This is a genomic window from Vineibacter terrae (assembly GCF_008039615.1).
Taxonomy (GTDB): domain Bacteria; phylum Pseudomonadota; class Alphaproteobacteria; order Reyranellales; family Reyranellaceae; genus Vineibacter; species Vineibacter terrae.
In genome coordinates this window covers 34,727-51,771 of record NZ_VDUZ01000038.1, presented here as the reverse complement: position 1 = coordinate 51,771, position 17,045 = coordinate 34,727, and the positions used below count along the sequence as shown (strand labels likewise).

Annotated in this window: 15 protein-coding genes; 6 read left to right on the top strand and 9 right to left on the bottom strand. The window is 67.4% G+C overall.

What is annotated here, in order from left to right; genetic code table 11:
* Positions 1 to 219: 219 nt before the first annotated feature.
* The 9 genes from FHP25_RS28105 to FHP25_RS28065 all read right to left on the bottom strand — a co-directional run bounded on the left by FHP25_RS28105 (position 220) and on the right by FHP25_RS28065 (position 8,868).
* The gene (locus tag FHP25_RS28105) at positions 220 to 1,155 is read right to left on the bottom strand and encodes a branched-chain amino acid ABC transporter permease (protein WP_147850300.1); all 936 of its coding nucleotides are present in this window, start codon (positions 1,153 to 1,155) and stop codon (positions 220 to 222) included.
* Entirely contained in the window at positions 1,152 to 2,033 is an 882-nt protein-coding gene (locus tag FHP25_RS28100; RefSeq protein WP_147850299.1) for a branched-chain amino acid ABC transporter permease, read from the bottom strand. Before FHP25_RS28100 ends, FHP25_RS28105 begins: the two co-directional genes overlap by 4 nt.
* Positions 2,034 to 2,181: 148 nt before the next feature.
* A complete protein-coding gene (locus FHP25_RS28095; protein WP_147850298.1) occupies positions 2,182 to 2,886 on the bottom strand; it encodes an ABC transporter ATP-binding protein in 705 nt (234 codons plus the stop codon).
* Positions 2,879 to 3,634, bottom strand: a complete 756-nt coding sequence (locus FHP25_RS28090; RefSeq protein WP_147850297.1) for an ABC transporter ATP-binding protein — start codon at positions 3,632 to 3,634, stop codon at positions 2,879 to 2,881. Before FHP25_RS28090 ends, FHP25_RS28095 begins: the two co-directional genes overlap by 8 nt.
* Before the next feature lie 220 nt (positions 3,635 to 3,854).
* The gene (locus FHP25_RS28085; protein WP_147850296.1) at positions 3,855 to 4,994 is read right to left on the bottom strand and encodes a thiolase C-terminal domain-containing protein; all 1,140 of its coding nucleotides are present in this window, start codon (positions 4,992 to 4,994) and stop codon (positions 3,855 to 3,857) included.
* A 2-nt stretch (positions 4,995 to 4,996) separates the two neighbouring features.
* A complete protein-coding gene (locus FHP25_RS28080) occupies positions 4,997 to 5,401 on the bottom strand; it encodes a Zn-ribbon domain-containing OB-fold protein (RefSeq protein ID WP_147850295.1) in 405 nt (134 codons plus the stop codon).
* Positions 5,402 to 5,481: 80 nt separating this feature from the next.
* Entirely contained in the window at positions 5,482 to 6,117 is a 636-nt protein-coding gene (locus FHP25_RS28075; RefSeq protein WP_147850294.1) for a TetR/AcrR family transcriptional regulator, read from the bottom strand.
* 4 nt (positions 6,118 to 6,121) lie between these two features.
* Positions 6,122 to 7,282 (bottom strand): acyl-CoA dehydrogenase family protein, encoded by a 1,161-nt coding sequence (locus FHP25_RS28070; protein WP_147850293.1) that lies wholly within the window; start codon positions 7,280 to 7,282, stop codon positions 6,122 to 6,124.
* A gap of 26 nt (positions 7,283 to 7,308) precedes the next feature.
* Positions 7,309 to 8,868 (bottom strand): long-chain-fatty-acid--CoA ligase, encoded by a 1,560-nt coding sequence (locus FHP25_RS28065; RefSeq protein WP_147850292.1) that lies wholly within the window; start codon positions 8,866 to 8,868, stop codon positions 7,309 to 7,311.
* Between the two features lie 199 nt (positions 8,869 to 9,067).
* Between FHP25_RS28065 and FHP25_RS28060 the strand changes: the two genes are divergently transcribed.
* From FHP25_RS28060 to FHP25_RS28035, 6 genes are all read left to right on the top strand, one after another.
* A complete protein-coding gene (locus tag FHP25_RS28060; protein WP_231712507.1) occupies positions 9,068 to 10,300 on the top strand; it encodes an ABC transporter substrate-binding protein in 1,233 nt (410 codons plus the stop codon).
* Positions 10,301 to 10,349: 49 nt separating this feature from the next.
* Entirely contained in the window at positions 10,350 to 11,543 is a 1,194-nt protein-coding gene (locus FHP25_RS28055; protein WP_147850291.1) for an acyl-CoA dehydrogenase family protein, read from the top strand.
* The gene (locus tag FHP25_RS28050; RefSeq protein WP_147850290.1) at positions 11,540 to 13,048 is read left to right on the top strand and encodes a class I adenylate-forming enzyme family protein; all 1,509 of its coding nucleotides are present in this window, start codon (positions 11,540 to 11,542) and stop codon (positions 13,046 to 13,048) included. The genes FHP25_RS28055 and FHP25_RS28050 overlap by 4 nt, the downstream gene beginning before the upstream one ends.
* A 103-nt stretch (positions 13,049 to 13,151) precedes the next feature.
* The gene (locus tag FHP25_RS28045) at positions 13,152 to 14,360 is read left to right on the top strand and encodes an ABC transporter substrate-binding protein (RefSeq protein ID WP_147850289.1); all 1,209 of its coding nucleotides are present in this window, start codon (positions 13,152 to 13,154) and stop codon (positions 14,358 to 14,360) included.
* 168 nt (positions 14,361 to 14,528) lie between these two features.
* Positions 14,529 to 15,722, top strand: coding sequence for an ABC transporter substrate-binding protein (locus tag FHP25_RS28040; protein WP_147850288.1), 1,194 nt, complete (start codon positions 14,529 to 14,531; stop codon positions 15,720 to 15,722).
* Between the two features lie 94 nt (positions 15,723 to 15,816).
* Positions 15,817 to 17,016: an ABC transporter substrate-binding protein gene (locus FHP25_RS28035; protein ID WP_147850287.1), complete on the top strand. Its 1,200-nt coding sequence runs from the start codon at positions 15,817 to 15,819 to the stop codon at positions 17,014 to 17,016.
* Positions 17,017 to 17,045: the final 29 nt, after the last annotated feature.

Here is a 17,045-nt window from a genome sequence, read left to right as displayed (position 1 = left end):
TCGCTGCGCTCGGAGCGTGTGACTTAATCCTTCCCCCGGAGGGGGAAGGTGCCCCGAAGGGGCGGATGGGGGATGTTTGAACGAATTCGCTGTCATGAGCTGCATCGAATCCGCTGCGACATCCCCCTTCCGGCGCTTCGCGCCACCTTCCCCCTCCGGGGGAAGAATAAAATCACAAACTCTCGGGATGACAGTCCCGACTCGCGTGACGAACGCCTGCTATTTCCTGCTGCCGGCGCTGTAGGCGCGCCAGCGGTCGGCGATCTCGCCCACGATGCCCTTGCGGAACGCCAGCACGATGGCGACGAAGATGACGCCCTGGATGACCAGCACCCACTCGCCGGTGGCAGCGAGGTAATTCTGCATGGTGATGATGATAACGGCGCCCACGACCGGGCCGAAGATGGTGCCGATGCCGCCGACCAGCGCCATCAGCACGACCTCGCCCGACATCGCCGCGGTGACGTCCGTGAGGGTCGCGAACTGCATGACGACAGCCTTGAGGGAGCCCGCGAGGCCGGCCAGGGTCGCCGACAGGATGAACGCCACCAGCTTGTAGCGGTCGGCATTGTAGCCCAGCGACACGGCGCGCTGCTCGTTCTCGCGGATCGCCTTGAGCACCTGCCCGAAGGGCGAATGGATGATGCGATAGATCGCGCCGAACCCGAACAGGAAGATCGCCAGCACGACGTAGTACAGCACCATGTCGTTGTGGACGGGCAAGAGGCCGCCCAGCATCGGGCTGCGCGGTATGCCCTGCAGCCCGTCCTCGCCGCCGGTGAACGGCGCCTGCAGGCAGAAGAAGTAGACCATCTGGCTGAAGGCCAGCGTGATCATCGCGAAATAGATGCCCTGGCGCCGGATCGCCAGCGCGCCGGTGACGACGCCCAGCGCGCCGGCCGCGAGGGCGCCGCCCAGCATCGCCAGCTCGGGCGGCCAGCCCCAGACCTTGATGGCATGGCCGCAGACATAGCCTGCCAGGCCGAAGAACATGGCGTGCCCGAAGCTCATCAGGCCGGCGTAGCCGATCAGCAGGTTGAAGGCGCAGGCGAACAGCGCGAAGCACAGCGCCGTCATGAGGAAGACCGGGTATGCCACCCACGGCGCGACCAGCGCCACCGCCAGCAGCAGGAATCCGACGTTGCGTGTGCTCATTTGGTCCGCCCGAAAAGGCCGGCCGGCTTGACGAGCAGGACCAGGGCCATGACGACGAAGATGACGATGTTGGAGGCCGGCGGATACGCCACCTTGGTCAGGCCCTCGATCAGGCCCAGCCCGAAGCCCGTGAGGATCGAGCCCATGATCGAGCCCATGCCGCCGATCACCACCACGGCGAACACCACCAGCACCAGGTTGGTGCCCATCAGCGCCGAGACCTGCTGGATCGGCGCCGCCAGGACGCCGGCCAGGGCCGCCAGCCCGACGCCGAACGCGTAGGTGAGCGTGATCATGCGCGGCACGTTGATGCCGAACGCCCGCACCAGGGTCGGGTTCTCGGTCGCCGCCCGCAGGTAGGCGCCCAGCCGGGTGCGCTCGATGGCGTACCAGGTGGCCAGGCAGATCACGAGCGAGGCGATCACCACCCAGCCGCGGTAGTACGGCAGGAACATGAAGCCGAGATTGACGCCGCCGGGGATGGGATTGTCGTAGGGCTGGCCCGACGAGCCCCATTTCCAGCGGAACACGCCCTCGATGATCAGCGCCAGGCCGAAGGTCAGCAGGAAGCCGTAGAGGTGATCGAGGTGGTAGATGCGCCGCAGCAGCAGGCGCTCGATCAGCACGCCGGTGAATCCCACGATTATTGGTGCCAGCACCAGCGCCGCCCAGAACGGGATGCCCAGCACGGTCAGCAGCAGCCAAGCCGCGAACGCGCCCATCATGTACTGCGCGCCGTGCGTGAAGTTGATGACGTTGAGCAGGCCGAAGATGACCGCCAGGCCGAGGCTGAGCATGGCGTAGAACGCACCGTTGATGAGGCCCAGCAGGAGCTGGCCGAACAACGCTTGCGGTGGAATCCCGATCAGCTCGAACATCAAGCCCTCACACGCTCGCTGGGAGCGCGCCACTCCAGTGGCGCACCGGCGCGCCGCGCCGGACCGTCAGCAGCATCGCAACACGAGCCGGCCCGGCGGGCCGTGCGCCACTGGAGTGGCACGCTTGCAACAAGACCACGCGCCGCACCTAGACACCCAGGTAGTCGTGCAGCTTGTCGATGCTGCGCTCGACATCGGCGGCCACGACCATGTCCACGACGCGGCCGTCCTCGACGATGTAGTGCCGGTCGGCGATGGTCGCGGCGAAGCGGAAATTCTGCTCGACCAGCAGCACGGTGAAGCCGCGCGTCTTGAGCTGCCGGATGACCTCGCCGATACGCTGCACGATCACCGGCGCGAGGCCCTCGGTCGGCTCGTCGAGCAGCAGCATGCTGGCGCCGGTGCGCAGGATGCGGCCGATGGCCAGCATCTGCTGCTCGCCGCCCGAGAGCTTGGTGCCCTGGCTGCGGCGACGTTCCAGCAGGTTGGGAAACAGCGTGTAGATCTCCTCCACCGTGACGCCGCCCGGCTTCACCACCGGCGGCAGCATCAGGTTCTCCTCGACATTGAGGCTGGAGAAGATGCCCCGCTCCTCGGGGCAATAGGCGATGCCGGCACGCGCGATGATGTCGGACGTGCTGCCCGCCAGCTCCTGCCCTTCGAACCGGATCTGGCCGGTGCGCTTGCCGACGATGCCCATGATCGCCTTCAGCGTCGTGGTCTTGCCGGCGCCGTTGCGGCCCAGGAGCGTGACGAGCTCGCCCTTGCCGACCTCGAAGTCGACGCCGTGCAGGATATGCGACTCGCCGTACCAGGCGTTCAGGCCGGAAACCTTCAACAGCGGATCAGCCATGGCCCGTCCCGACATAAGCCTCGATCACCTGGGGATGCTTCGACACCTCAGCATATGGTCCCTCGGCCAGCTTCTCGCCGCGCGCCAGGACGGTGATGGTATCGGAGAGGTCGGCCACGACCGACATGTTGTGCTCGACCATCAGCACCGTGCGATCGGCCGCGACCTTGCGGATCAGCTGCGCGATGCGGTCGATATCCTCGTGCGCCAGGCCGGCCATCGGCTCGTCCAGCAGCAGCATCTCGGGCTCCAGCGCCAGGGTGGTGGCGATCTCCAGCGCCCGCTTGCGACCGTAGGGCAGCTCCACCGCCGGCAGCCCGGCATAGGGCGCCAGACCCACCGCCTCGATCAGCGCCAGCGCCCGATCGTTCAGCCGGTCGAGCATGCTGTCGCTGCGCCAGAACTGAAAGGAGTTGCGCAGCGGCCGCTGCAGCGCCACGCGCACGTTGTCACGCACCGTGAGGTGCGGGAACACGGCCGAAATCTGAAATGAACGAACCAGCCCCATGCGGGCGATCGCGGCCGGTGACCGACCCGTGATATCGACGCCGTTGAAGCGGATGCGCCCCGATGTCGGCACCAGGAAATGGGTCAGGAGGTTGAAGCAGGTTGTCTTGCCGGCGCCATTGGGGCCGATCAGCGCGTGGATCGAATGTCGACGCACGCGCAAATTAACATCCTTGACGGCGACGAAGCCCAAAAACTCCTTCGTCAGGCCTGTCGCCTCGAGAATGATATCGTTCTGCATCTTGCCTTCTTGGTATACGCGCCTTCCCTGTGGACCGAGCCATAGCACGAGCCCGCGGCCAAAAACAACGCCGCACGCAGCATCACCCGGCGAGCCCGCTGCACGGAATGTCCGGGCGAGCCCGCGCCACGCTTCCAGCCATGCGAGATGATTGTATTGTATACGGGACGAGGGACCTGAAGAGATCCCTCGCCGCGTTCAGGATGGCAGATGGGCGCGGTCAGCCGTTGCTCGAGAGGACCGCCGTTGCGGCCGCGCCGAACATGCCGCCCACGCCGTGCACGACCGAGATCTCGGCGCCGGCCACCTGCGCGGCTGCCGTGCCCCGCATCTGCCGCACGCCCTCCTGCAGGGCGTACATGCCGTAGCGCCCGGAATGCATGTAGCAAAGCCCGCCGCCGTTGGTGTTGGTGGGCAGCTCGCCGCCGGGCGCAGTGCGCCCTTCGGCGATGAAGGCGCCGGCCTCGCCCGGCTTCACGAAGCCGAGATCCTCCAGGCCGTAGATCGGCAGATGGGCAAATGCATCATAAATCATCAGGTGATCGACATCGGCATGCGTGACGCCGGCGCGCGCCAGGGCGTGATGGCCGGAGACCCGGAATGCCTTGCTCGAGGTGAGGTCCTCCATCTGGCTGATCATGGGCATTTCCAGCGCCTCGGCGCTGCCCAGCAGGTAGACCGGCCGCTGCGCCCGGTCATGGGCCCGCTCGGCGGCGGTGACGATCAACGCGCCGCCGCCGTCGGTGACCAGGCAGCACATCAGCTTGCGGAACGGATAGGCGACCATGCGCGAGCTCAGGATCTCGTCGACCGTGGTCGGCGCGCGCAGCGTGGCCCGCGGGTTGAGCGCCGCCCATTGCCGCTGCGCCACCGCGACGCCGGCGAGCTGCGCCTCGGTAAGACCATACGTCTTCATGTAGCGCAGCACCGGGATGGTGAACAGGCTCGGCGGCCCCCAGACACCGAAGGGCAGCTCGAACTGGCGGTGCATGTCGGTCCACTTCATGTCGAGCGGCCCGACACCGACCTGGGAGCGGCCGCTCTCGCCGTGCGTGATCAGCACGGTGGTGCACAGCCCGGCCTCGATGGCGGCCGCGGCATGGCTCAGATGCATGATGTAGGAGCAGCCGCCGACATCGGTGCCGTCGACCCAGGTCGGCGTGATGCCGAGCTGGTGGGCGATCAGCCAGGGCATCTCCTCGGCGCAGGCGATGCCGTCGATATCCTTCGGCGTCAGCCCGGCATCGGCCAGGGCATTGAGGGCAGCATCACAATGAAGCTGCAGCTGCGACATGCCTGGGATGACGCCGAGCTGCGTGGTTTCGGCGGCGCCGACGATGGCCGCGCGTGGCTTGCGCATGGTCAGATCTCCGTGGGCTTGAACTGCGGCAGCCAGATCGTGTCGCTGACCTGCCGGAACGTCGCCGCCAGGGGCATATCCAGGCGCAATGCTTCAGGAGTCTGCGGGCAGTCGACGATGTTCGACATCATGCGCGGGCCCTCCTCCAGCTCGACCAGCGCGATCGCGTAGGGCGCGGTGAAGCCCGGCGCGTTGCGGTGGCTGATGACGTAGCTGTGCAAGCGCGCGCGGCCGCTGCTCTTGAAGACCGAGACGCGCCGCGAGGCGCAGGCGGGACAGAACGGCCGTGGCGGGAAGTACGCCTTGCTGCAGTCGTCGCAGCGCTGCAGGCGCAGCTCGCCGGCAGCGGTGCCCTCCCAGAAGTGGCGCGTCTCCGGCGTTGGAACCGGAACGACGGGTTCGCTCATGCCAATGCTCCATGCTTGGTGATGGTCAGGGGATTGCACGCAGCGCGTCCGACATCCGAGCGCAGCGAGGATCAGGGGTGCTACGACGCCGGCATCCCGGCCAGTGCCCGGATGATCTTCATGTAGGTGCGCAGCACCCAGGCCGGGACGTCGCCCTGGCGGCTGTAGTGCTGGTACAGCAGCGTGCGGGCCGCGATCAGGATCAGGGCCAGGACCTCGAGCTCCCGGGCCGAAAAATTGGCGAAGTCGCCCTGCCCCTTGCTGCCGCGCAGCGAGGCGGCATAGTGGCTCAGCACGTTGGCCATGTGCTGCTCGTAGGCTGCCGGCGCGAAGACCTGCGCCTCCGTGAAGACGCGCAGGGTCGACGGATTTGCCTTGGCGTATTCGAAATAGGCCTTCGTGCCCCGCTCCTCGACCTCGACCGCGGTGCTGGCGCCCTGGATCTCCTGCCCGAGCGCGCCCAGCAGCCGGCCGCCGACCTCGGGCAGCAGCTTGTCGAACAGGTCCTGCCGGCTCTCGAAGTACTGGTAGAACGTGCCCAGCGCCAGGCCGGCCCGGGACGTGACCTGCGCGATGTTGGCCCCCTGGTAGCCGTCGGTGCCCACGATCTCGGCCGCGGCGTTGATCAGCGCGTCCCAGTTCTCGCGGGCGCGTTCCTCGCGTGTGCGGCGCTTGCGGCGCGGCCGCTTGACGGCGTCGGTCGAGAGCGTGGTCATCCGTTCAGGCCTCGAAGTCCGAGACGATGGACGGCAGCGCCTTGGCAATGATCTGCTTCATGATCTCGTTGGTCCCACCGGCTATGCGTTGCACCCGCGCGTCGGCATAGGCGCGCGCGATGGGATAGTCCCACATGAAGCCGTATCCGCCATAGAGCTGCAGGCAGCCGTCGACCACCCGCCCCTGCATCTCCGTGCACCAGTACTTCGCCATCGCCGCGGTGACGGGGTCGAGCGCGTCGCGCACCACCAGCTCCAGGCAGTGATCGACGAAAACCCGTCCCACCTGGGTCTCGGTGGCGAGCTCGGCCAGCCGGAACTGGGTGTTCTGGAAGTCGGCCACGGCCTTGCCGAACACGCGGCGCTCGCCGGTGTAGCCCAGCGTGTCCTCGATCGATTTCTCGCACACGGCCAGCGCCAGGATGGCCATCTGCATGCGCTCCCAGGCGAGCTGCTTCATGAGGTAGCCGAAGCCCTCGCCTTCCTGGCCCAGGAGATTGGATGCCGGCACCCTCAGATCGTCGAAATAGAGCTCGGCGGTATCCTGGGCACGCAGACCGAGCTTCTTCAGCAGCTTGCCGCGCCGGAAGCCGGGCCGATTGGTCTCCACCAGGATGAGCGAGATGCCCCTGGCGCCGGCGCTCGGGTCCGTCTTGCACACCAGCACGATGAGATCGGCGTTCCAGCCGTTGGAGATGAACGTCTTGGAGCCGGTGATGACGTACTCGTCGCCATCGCGCACGGCGCGCGTGCGGATCGCCTGCAGGTCCGAGCCGGCGCCGGGCTCGCTCATGCCGACCGCCAGGATCGCCTCGCCGGAGGCCAGGCGCCGCAGCCACGTCCGCTTCTGCGCCTCGCTGCCATAGGCGAGGATGTAGGGAGCGGCGATGTCGGAGTGCACCCAGAAGCCGGGGCCGCTGTCGCCGGCGCGGCCCTGCTCCTCGATCAGGATGGCGGGATACAGCCGGTCGACGCCGGCGCCGCCGTATTCCTCCGGGATGGTCGTGCACAGGAAGCCGAGCTCGCCTGCCTTGCGCCACACCTCGCGGTCGACGAAGCCCTGCTCCTCGAACCGGTCACGATGCGGCGTGATGTGCTCCTGGTAGAACCGACGGACCGAGGACCGGAAGGCGGCATGCTCTTCCGAAAAGATCGACCGTTTCATTGCTGCCTCTCCTTGTCATGCGGCTGTCAATGGACCTGCCTGCCCTGGCTGTCCCAGTAGGGCTCCCGCAGCACGTTCTTCAGGATCTTGCCGGCGGCCGACAAGGGCACCGGGCGGTCGGTGACGTCGACGCTGCGCGGGCATTTGTATCCCGCGATGAGCTTGCGGCAGTGCGCGATGATCTCCTCGCCGCGGACCGCGGCGGGCCCGGTGGGCCAGACAACGGCGTGGACGGCCTCGCCCCAGCGGGCATCGGGAATGCCGATGACGGCGCACAGCCGCACGCCCGGATGCTGTGCGATCGCATTCTCCACCTCGGCGGAATAGACGTTCTCGCCGCCCGAGATGATCATGTCCTTCAGGCGGTCGACGACATGAAGGAAGCCGTCGGCATCCATGTAGCCGGCATCGCCGGTATGCATCCAGCCATTGCGGACGGTCGCAGCAGTCAGGTCGGGCAGGTTCCAGTAGCCCTTCATCACGTTGGGGCCGCGCACGACGATCTCGCCGACGCCGCCGGGCGGGTGCTCGGCACCCCGGCCGTCGACGACCTGGACCTCGACATGCGAGGCGGCGCGGCCGACCGAGTTCAGGCGGCCGGCCAGCGGGCCGGCCAGGGTGTGGTAGCCGGGCTCCAGGACGGTGGCGATCGCGGTGGTCTCGGTCATGCCGTAGGCCTGGACCAGGGCGGCGTTGGGAAAGGCCCAGATGGCGCGCGCCAGCAGCGCCTCCGACATCGGCGAGCCGCCATAGAAGATCGTCTCGACCGACCGCATGTCGTCGGCCACGAACGCCGGATGCTCCAGCAGCATCTGGATCATGGTGGGCACGAGCAGCAGGTGCGTCGCGCCGCGCGCCCGGATCACGTCCAGAACTGCCGACGGGTCGAAGGCGTCGACGAAGAGATGGCATCCCGCCACCGCGGTGGTGGCAAAGCCGGCAGCCGCGTCGGCCAGGTGGAAGCTGGGCGCCGCGTGCAGGTAGGACGAGCGCTGGCGCAGATTGAGCCAGATCGCCTCCGCCATGCTGTTGGTGAACAGGTTGCCGTGGCTCAGCATCACGCCTTTGGAACGCCCGGTCGTGCCGCCGGTATAGAAGATGCCGGCAACCTCGTCCCAGTCGCCGTCGGCATCGTCGATCGGGTCGCCGTGCGCGGCCATCTCCTCCCACGCCAGAGCGCCGGCCGGCCCCTGCCCGTCGCCGCAGAACACGATCGTCCGCAGGCGCGGCGCGGCTTGTGCGATCTCGGGCACGAGGTGCTGGAAATGATGGTCGACGATCAGGATCTCGGCGCCTGCATCGTCGAGCGCGAACACCATCTCCGGGACTGCCCAACGCGTGTTGATCGGCACCGCGATGCCGCCGGCCCAGAACGTCGCGTAGTAATACTCGAGATAGCGGTCGCTGTTGCGGGCCAGCATCGCCACGCGCGCGCCGCGGCCGGCACCTCGCGCCTGCAAGGCACCTGCCAGACGCGCCACGCGATCCGTGAAGGCGCGCCAGCTTTGCACGCGTGCGCCGGCAATCGTCGCGGCGCCATTGCCGTTCACCTGCACGGCGCGGTGCAGAGCGCGCGTCAAGCCCATGGTGCTGTTGCCCTCCCTCGGCATCTTTCGCGCACGACTATGCCCGGTATGGCATCGAGGTCAATATCATTTTGAAAATTGAACCGATTTTCATTTAGTGTTGACTCGCTTCCCCGATTGCATGACGTTTGCAGGCAAGAAGCCGGCCGCTCGAGGCGGCTTCATCGACGCGATCTGGCGCGATCCGGAGGAAATGAGCATGGCAGGACGGCGGAAGCTGGCGATGTTTGCCGGCATGGCGACGGTGGGCTTGCTCGCCGCTTTTTCCGCGGCGGCGCAGAAGCCCTCGATGAAGGACGAGGTGCGGATCGGCGTGCTGACCGACATGGCAAGCGCCTATTCCGATCTCGTCGGCGCCGGCTCCGTCATCGCCGCGCGGATGGCGATCGAGGATTTCGAGGCGGCGGAGAAGCCCTCCTTCAAGATCAAGCTCTATTCCGCCGATCACCAGAACAAGGCCGACGTGGCGTCCAACATCGCCCGGCGCTGGTTCGACCAGGACGGCGTCGACATGATCACCGACGTCACCGGCGCGTCGGTGGCGCTGGCTGTCTCCAAGCTCGCGCCGGTCTACGACAAGGTGATCCTGATGACGTCGTCCGGACAGCCGAGCCTGACCAGCGAGGACTGCCAGAAGACGGTGCTGCACTGGACATACAACACCTTCGCGGTCGGCCGCTCGACGGCCGAGATCGTCACGCGCGAGGGTGGCAGCACGTGGTTCTTCATCACTGCCGACTACGCCGGCGGACGGTCGATGGAGGAAGGCGCCACGGCTGGCGTGCGGGCCGCCGGCGGCAAGGTGCTGGGCTCGGCCAAGCATCCTCCCGCCGCCACGACCGACTTCGCCTCGCAGCTGCTGACGGCCCAGTCGTCGGGCGCCAAGGTCGTTGGCCTCGCCAATGCCGGCGCCGATGCCATCAACACGATCAAGCAGGCCAGGGAGTTCGGCATCCAGAGGCAGCAGACGCTGGCCGCGGCGCTGCTGTTCATCACCGACGTGCACAGCCTGGGCCTGCCGCTCGCCCAGGGCATGTACATGACGTCCGCCTTCTACTGGGACCTCAACGAGGCCAGCCGCACCTGGTCGCGCCGCTTCTTCGAGCGCCATGGCAAGATGCCGACCATGGTGCAGGCCGGCCTCTACTCGGCGACGCTGCACTACCTCAAGGCGGTGAAGGCGGCCAGCACGGTCGACGCGCAGACGGTCGTCCGCCAGATGCGCGCCACGCCGGTGCGCGACATGTTCACGCAAAGCGGCTACATCCGCGACGACGGGCTGATGGTGCACGACCTCTACAGCTTCAAGGTCAAGGCGCCGGCCGACTCCAAGGAGCCGTGGGATCTGCTGAGCCTGCGCGCGACCATCCCAGGCGACCAGGCTTTCGCGCCGCTCTCGGAGAGCAAGTGCGCGCACGTCGTCGCCAGGTGACGGCCTCTCCTGTCCTGCGCCCTGCTCCCCGACGATGAGGAAGCCTGCGATGCCCGACGCGTCCCCGGATCGGCTGAAGGAAACCCTGTGGTCCCCCTTCGTCGATGAAGACTATGCCGCCGGCGTGCGGCGCCATGTCGCCAGCCACGTGGCGCCGCACGCCGAGCGCATCGACCGCGACGACATCTATCCCGTGGAGATCATGAAAGGCCTGGCGAAGGCCGGGCTGAGCACCGTGGTCCTCGACCGCCAGCATGGTGGCCAGGGGCTCGGCTACGCTCATGCCGCGACGGTGTGCGAGGAGCTGTCCGTCGCGAGCGCCGCGGTCGGCGTGTCGCTGATCACCATCCTGCAGGCGCAGACCATGATCGGCCGCTTCGGCCGCGACAGCCTGAAGGCGCGCTACCTGCCCGCCTTCGCCGAGGGCCTGCTTTCCTCCTATGCCCTGACCGAGGCCGGCCATGGCAGCGACATCCGCCAGCTCGACACCAAGGCCAGGCGCGACGGCGACGATTGGGTGATCACCGGCGAGAAGCACTTCATCACATCCGGCTCCGCCGCCGAGTTCTTCGTCATCCTGGCGCAGACCGACATCGGCGTGAGCGTGTTCGCGGTGCCGCGCGACGCCAAGGGCCTGTCGATCTACAAGGGCCCCAATTCGGCGACGTTCGGGCTGCGCAACGGCCCGCACATGAACGTGGTGTTCGCCGACGTGCGGGTGCCGCTGGACCACCTCATCGGCGAGGAAGGCAAGGGCGTGCGCCAGGCGGTGACGGTGCTCGACTACTCCCGCACGATGGCCGCCGCCATCAGCATCGGAATCGCCCGCGCCGCGTTCGAGGGCGCCCTGACCTTCGCCCGCGACCGCGTGGCCTTCGACCAGCGGGTGCTGCAGTTCCAGGGCATCCAGTGGTACTTCGCCGACATGCTGTCGGAGATCGACGCCGCCCGCCTGCTGATCTACCGGGCGTGCACGGCGCTTGACCGCCACGAGCAGATCGCGCGCTGGTCGAGCGAAGCCAAGCTCAAGGCATCGGCGGTGGCAACGGACGTGGCGGCCCGGGCGGTGCAGGTGTGCGGCGCCTACGGCGTGATGGAGAACGCGCCCTTCGGCCGCTACCTGCGCGATGCCAAGGCCTATGAGATCGCCGGCGGCTCGTCCGAGGTGCTCAAGAACACGGCCGCGAAATTCCTGCTGGCGGCCGCCGGCCTCACGGCGGCGCCGGGGGCGCGACGCGCGTGACGACGTTGAGCGCCTGCCTGGCGCGGACGGCGAGCCGCAGCGGGCATCGCGCTGCCGTCATCACCGACACGCTGACGCTGACATGGCAGGACGTGCACGCACTGTCGCGCGGCTATGCCCAGGTCCTGGCCGCGCACGGCGTCGGCGCCGGCGATCACGTGGCGCTGATCTGCTCCAACCGGCCGGCCTTCCTGATCGCATGGTTCGCCATCGCCCATCGCGGCGCCGTGATGGTCTCGCTCAACACCGGCCTGGTCGGTGACGGGCTGCGCCACGGCATCGAGCACAGCGATGCCAAGGTGGTCCTGATCGAGCGCGCGATCCTGGCGGCACGGCAGGACGATATCGCGCCGGTCCTGGCCGGCCGCCAGGTGCTGGCGTTCGACGGCGAGGACGATCTGTTCGCCGCGGCGCGCGCCGGCGAAGCGGCTGCCGGCCATGACGGGCATGAGGGTGATGCATGCGCCATCATCTACACGTCGGGGACGACCGGCCGGCCCAAGGGCGTCGTCAACAGCCACCGCGCCTACCTGGCCTGCGGCGAGCACACGGCGCGCCTGCTGCAGCTCACGCCCGATGACCGGATCATGGTCTTCCTGCCGCTGTTTCACGCCAACCCGCAGATGTACGCGGTGATGTCGGCCCTGACGGTGGGCTGCGCCATCGTGCTGCGGCCGCGCTTTTCCGTGTCGTCCTTCTTCGGGGATGCGCGCCGGTTCGGATGCACCTGCTTCACCTATGTCGGGACGGTGCTCGCCATGCTCGCGAGCCGGCTCACGGGTGTGCATCACGACCATGGGCTGCGCCGCTGCATCGGCGGCGGCGCGCCCGTCGCGGCATGGCAGGCCATCGAGAGCCGGTTCGGCGTGCAGGTCCACGAGCTCTACGGCATGACCGAGATCGGCGGCTGGGTGACAGCCAACACCGACGATGCGCGCCGCGTCGGCACCTGCGGCCTCGCCCGCCCCGACATGGAGGTGCGGATCGTCGACGCCGACGACCGGCCGGTGCCGGCCGGCACGCGCGGCGAGATCGCGGTGCGGCCGCGCACGCCCTTCGTGATCCTCTCCGGCTACTACAAGGATCCCCAGGCCACCTGGACCGCGGCGCGGAATTTCTGGTTCCACACCGGCGATGCCGGATCGCTCGACGCGGATGGCTACCTCACCTTCCATGGCCGGCTGCGCGAGATCATCCGGCGTGGGGGCGAGAACGTTTCCCCGGTCGAGATCGAGACTGCCCTGCTGCGCTGCCCGGGCGTCGAGGATGCCGCGGTCGTGGGCATTGCCGATCCGATATTCGGTGAGGAAATCAAGGCCGTGCTGGTGGTTTCCTCGCCGATCGCCGCAGCCGGGGTACGGGCATTCCTGGCCGGCAAGATCCCGGATTTCATGTTGCCGCGGTATGTCCAATTCGTGACGCGCATCCCGAAGACCGAGACCGAGAAGGTTCAACGCCACCTGGTGCGCGAGATGGCCGGCGATGTGATCGATCTGCAGGCATAGCCGCCGCATGCGCGCGGTGCCAGGACGTCGCAGGCATCGCGGCGGGCCCCGCTATGGCGTCGGACAAGCGAAGTGTTATAACGCCTTCACGTACCGTTAGTGTATGAGGGAGGCTTCATTGAATCGCGTAGTTGCCGGTGCCGTGCTGGCGGCATTGTTCACTGCCGGCAGCGCCTTTGCCCAGGCGCCGTTGCGGATCGGTGTGGTGGCCGGGTTCTCCGGCGTGTACGGCGACCTTACCGCCGGCCAGTATGAAGCAGCGCAGATGGCCGCGGACGAGGTCGGCGGCAAGGTGCTGGGCCGGCCGATCGAGATCCTGCAGGCCGACCACCAGAACAAGCCCGATGTCGGCGCCGCCATCGTGCGCAAGTGGTATGACGTCGACGGCGTGTCGATGGTCACCGGCATCGACACCTCTTCCGTGGGCCTCGCGGTACGCCGGGTCGCAGCCGAGAAGGGCAAGATCGATCTCAATGTCGGCTCGGCCACGGTCGACCTGACCGGACCGGCGTGCTCGGCGACCGGCGCGTCCTGGGCCTACGACACCTACGCGCTGGCCCAGGTCACCGGCTCGGCCCTGGTCAAGGCCGGCAACGATTCGTGGTTCTTCCTGACCGCCGACTACGCCTTCGGCCACGCCCTGGAGCGCGATGTCACCGCCGTGGTGACCGCGGCGGGCGGCAAGGTCGTGGGCGGCGTCAAGCATCCGATCTCGACACAGGACTTTTCGTCCTTCCTGCTGCAGGCGCAGGCGTCGAAGGCCAAGATCATCGCGCTGGCCAACGCCGGTGCCGACACGATCAACAGCATCAAGCAGGCTACTGAGTTCGGCATCGGCAAGGGCGGCCAGAAGCTGGCTGGCCTGCTGGTGTTCACGTCGGACGTGCAGGCGCTGGGGCTGAACGCGGCCCAGGGTCTGGTGCTCACCGAGTCGTTCTACTGGGATCTCAACGACCAGACCCGCGAATGGACGGCCAAGTTCCGCAAGCGCAAGGACAAGGTGCCGAACATGACGACGGCCGGCGTCTACAGCGCCACGCTGCACTACCTGAAGGCCGTGCAGGCCGCCGGCACCGACGAGCCCAAGGCGGTGATGGCCAAGATGCGCGAGCTGCCGATCAACGACATGATGACGAAGGACGGCAAGCTGCGCGAGGACGGCCGGGTGATGCGCGACATGTACCTGTTCCAGGTCAAGGCGCCGTCGGAATCCAAGGACAAGGACGACATCTACAAGCTGATCGCCACGGTCCCGGCCGAGCAGGCCTTCCGTCCTCTGAAGGACGGCAACTGCCCGCTGATCAAGAACTAGACAGAGGCTGTGCCGCGACAGCACAGGGCCAGGCAGAATGGCCGCTGCTGCTGGATCGAGCATGAACGGGCGCGCATGCGCCCTGAGCATCCCGTGCGCGGCGATGGCCGAGCAGCCCCGCGCCGCGCACGGACAAAAAAAGCCAAATCTCGGGATGGAGCGTTCAACATGCGTCAAGGGCTTCTGGCCGGCCTTGTGCTGGCGGCATTGTCGGCGAGCGGCGCGTTTGCGCAGGCGCCGCTGCGCATCGGTGTCATGGGTGGTTTTTCCGGCGTCTATGCCGACGTCACCCTGGGCGAGGTCGAGGCGGCCCAGATGGCGGTCGACGAGGTCGGCGGCAAGGTGCTGGGCCGGCCGATCGAGGTCCTGTCGGCCGACCACCAGAACAAGCCGGATATCGGCGCCGCCATCGCGCGCAAATGGTACGACGTCGACGGCGTGTCGATGATCACCGGCATCGACACCTCGTCGGTCGCCCTGGCGGTGCGCAAGATCGCCCAGGAGAAGGGCAGGATCGACCTCAACACCGCGGCCGGCACGGTCGACCTCACGGGCCCCGCCTGCTCCGCCACCGGCGCCCATTGGGTGTTCGACACCTATGCGCTGGCCAATGTCACGGGCTCGGCGCTGGCCAAGGCCGGCAACGATACCTGGTACATGCTGACCGCCGATTATGCTTTCGGCCATGCCCTGGAGCGCGACGTGACGGCGGTGGTCACCGCCAACGGCGGCAAGGTGGTGGGTAGCGTCAAGCACCCGATCTCGACCCAGGATTTCTCGTCCTTCCTGCTGCAGGCGCAGGCGTCGAAGGCCAAGATCATCGCGCTCGCCAATGCCGGCGGCGACACCGTCAACGCCATCAAGCAGGCCAACGAGTTCGGCATCACCGACAGCGGCCAGCATCTGGCGGCCCTGCTGATGTTCTCCACCGACGTGATATCGCTATCCCTGCCGGTTGCCCAGGGCCTGATGCTCACGGAAGCCTTCTACTGGGATCTCAACGACGAGACCCGGGCCTGGACAGCCAAGTTCCGCAAGCTCAGGGACAAGCTGCCCAACATGAACATCGCCGGCACGTACAGCGCCACGCTACACTACCTGAAGGCGGTGCAGGCAGCCGGCACCGACGAGCCCAAGGCCGTGATGGCCAAGATGCGCGAGCTGCCGGTCAACGACATGATGACCAAGAACGGCAAGCTGCGCGAGGATGGCCGCCTGGTGCGTGACATGTACCTGTTCCAGGTGAAGAAGCCGTCGGAGTCCAAGGGCAAGGACGACATCTACAAGCTGATCGCCACGGTGCCGGGCGACCAGGCGTACCGTCCGATGAAGGACGGCAACTGCCCGCTGATCAAGAACTAGGCTTTATCTCATCCCGGCGCGGCGAAGGATCTTGCGTGGTTCTTCGCCGCGTCCGGAACAGCGGACATCGGTAACATCAAATCGGGGGAAGTACATGAGGAAGATCCTCGTCGCCGGCCTTGCGCTGGCGTCATTGGCGGTCGGCAGCGCCTGGGCGCAGGCCCCCGCCCCGCTGCGCATCGGGGTCATCGGCGGGTTCACGGGCGTCTTCTCGGACCTCATCGGCGGCGAGGTCGAGGCGGCCCAGATGGCGGTCGACGAGATGGGCGGCAAGGTGCTGGGCCGGCCGATCGAGATCCTGAGCGCCGACCACCAGAACAAGCCCGATATCGGCGTCGCCATTGCGCGCAAATGGTACGATGTCGACGGCGTGTCGATGATCACCGGCATCGACACCTCGTCGGTGGCCCTGGCCGTGCGCAAGATCGCCCAGGAGCGCAGCAAGATCGACATCCACACCGTCGCCGGCACGGTCGACCTCACGGGTCCCGCCTGCTCCGCCACCGGCGCGCATTGGGTCTACGACACCTACGCCCTGGCGCGGGTCGTCGGCTCGGCGCTGGCCAAGGCCGGCGACGACACGTGGTTCCTGCTCACCGCCGACTACGCCTTCGGGCATGCGATCGAGCGCGACCTGACCGCGGTCGTCACCGCCAACGGCGGCAAGATCGTGGGCACCGTCAAGCATCCGCTGTCGACCCAGGATTTCTCCTCCTTCCTGCTGCAGGCGCAGGCATCGAAGGCCAAGATCATCGCGCTGGCCAACGGCGGCGCCGACTCCGTCAACTCCATCAAGCAGGCCAACGAGTTCGCGATCGGCAAGGGCGGCCAGAAGCTGGTCACCCTGGTGAACTTCGCCACCGACGTCCAGGCGATGACCCTGCCGCTCGCCCAGGGCCTGATCCTGACCGAGGCGTTCTACTGGGATCTCAACGACGAGACCCGGGCCTGGACCGCCAAGTTCCGCCAGCGCAAGGACAAGCTGCCCAACATGGTGATCGCCGGCGCCTACAGCGCCACGCTGCACTACCTCAAGGCCGTGCAGGCGGCCGGCACCGACGATGCCAAGGCCGTGATGGCCAAGATGCGCGAGCTGCCGGTCAACGACATGATGACCAGGAACGGCAAGCTGCGCGAGGACGGGCGTCTCGTCCGCGACATGCATGTCTTCCAGGTCAAGACGCCGGCCGAGTCCAAGAGCAAGGACGACCTCTACAAGCTGGTCACCACCGTGCCCGGCGACCAGGCCTATCGCCCGATGAAGGACGGCAACTGCCCGCTGGTCAAGAACTGAGCAGACCGTAGGCGAACGACGATCGCTAC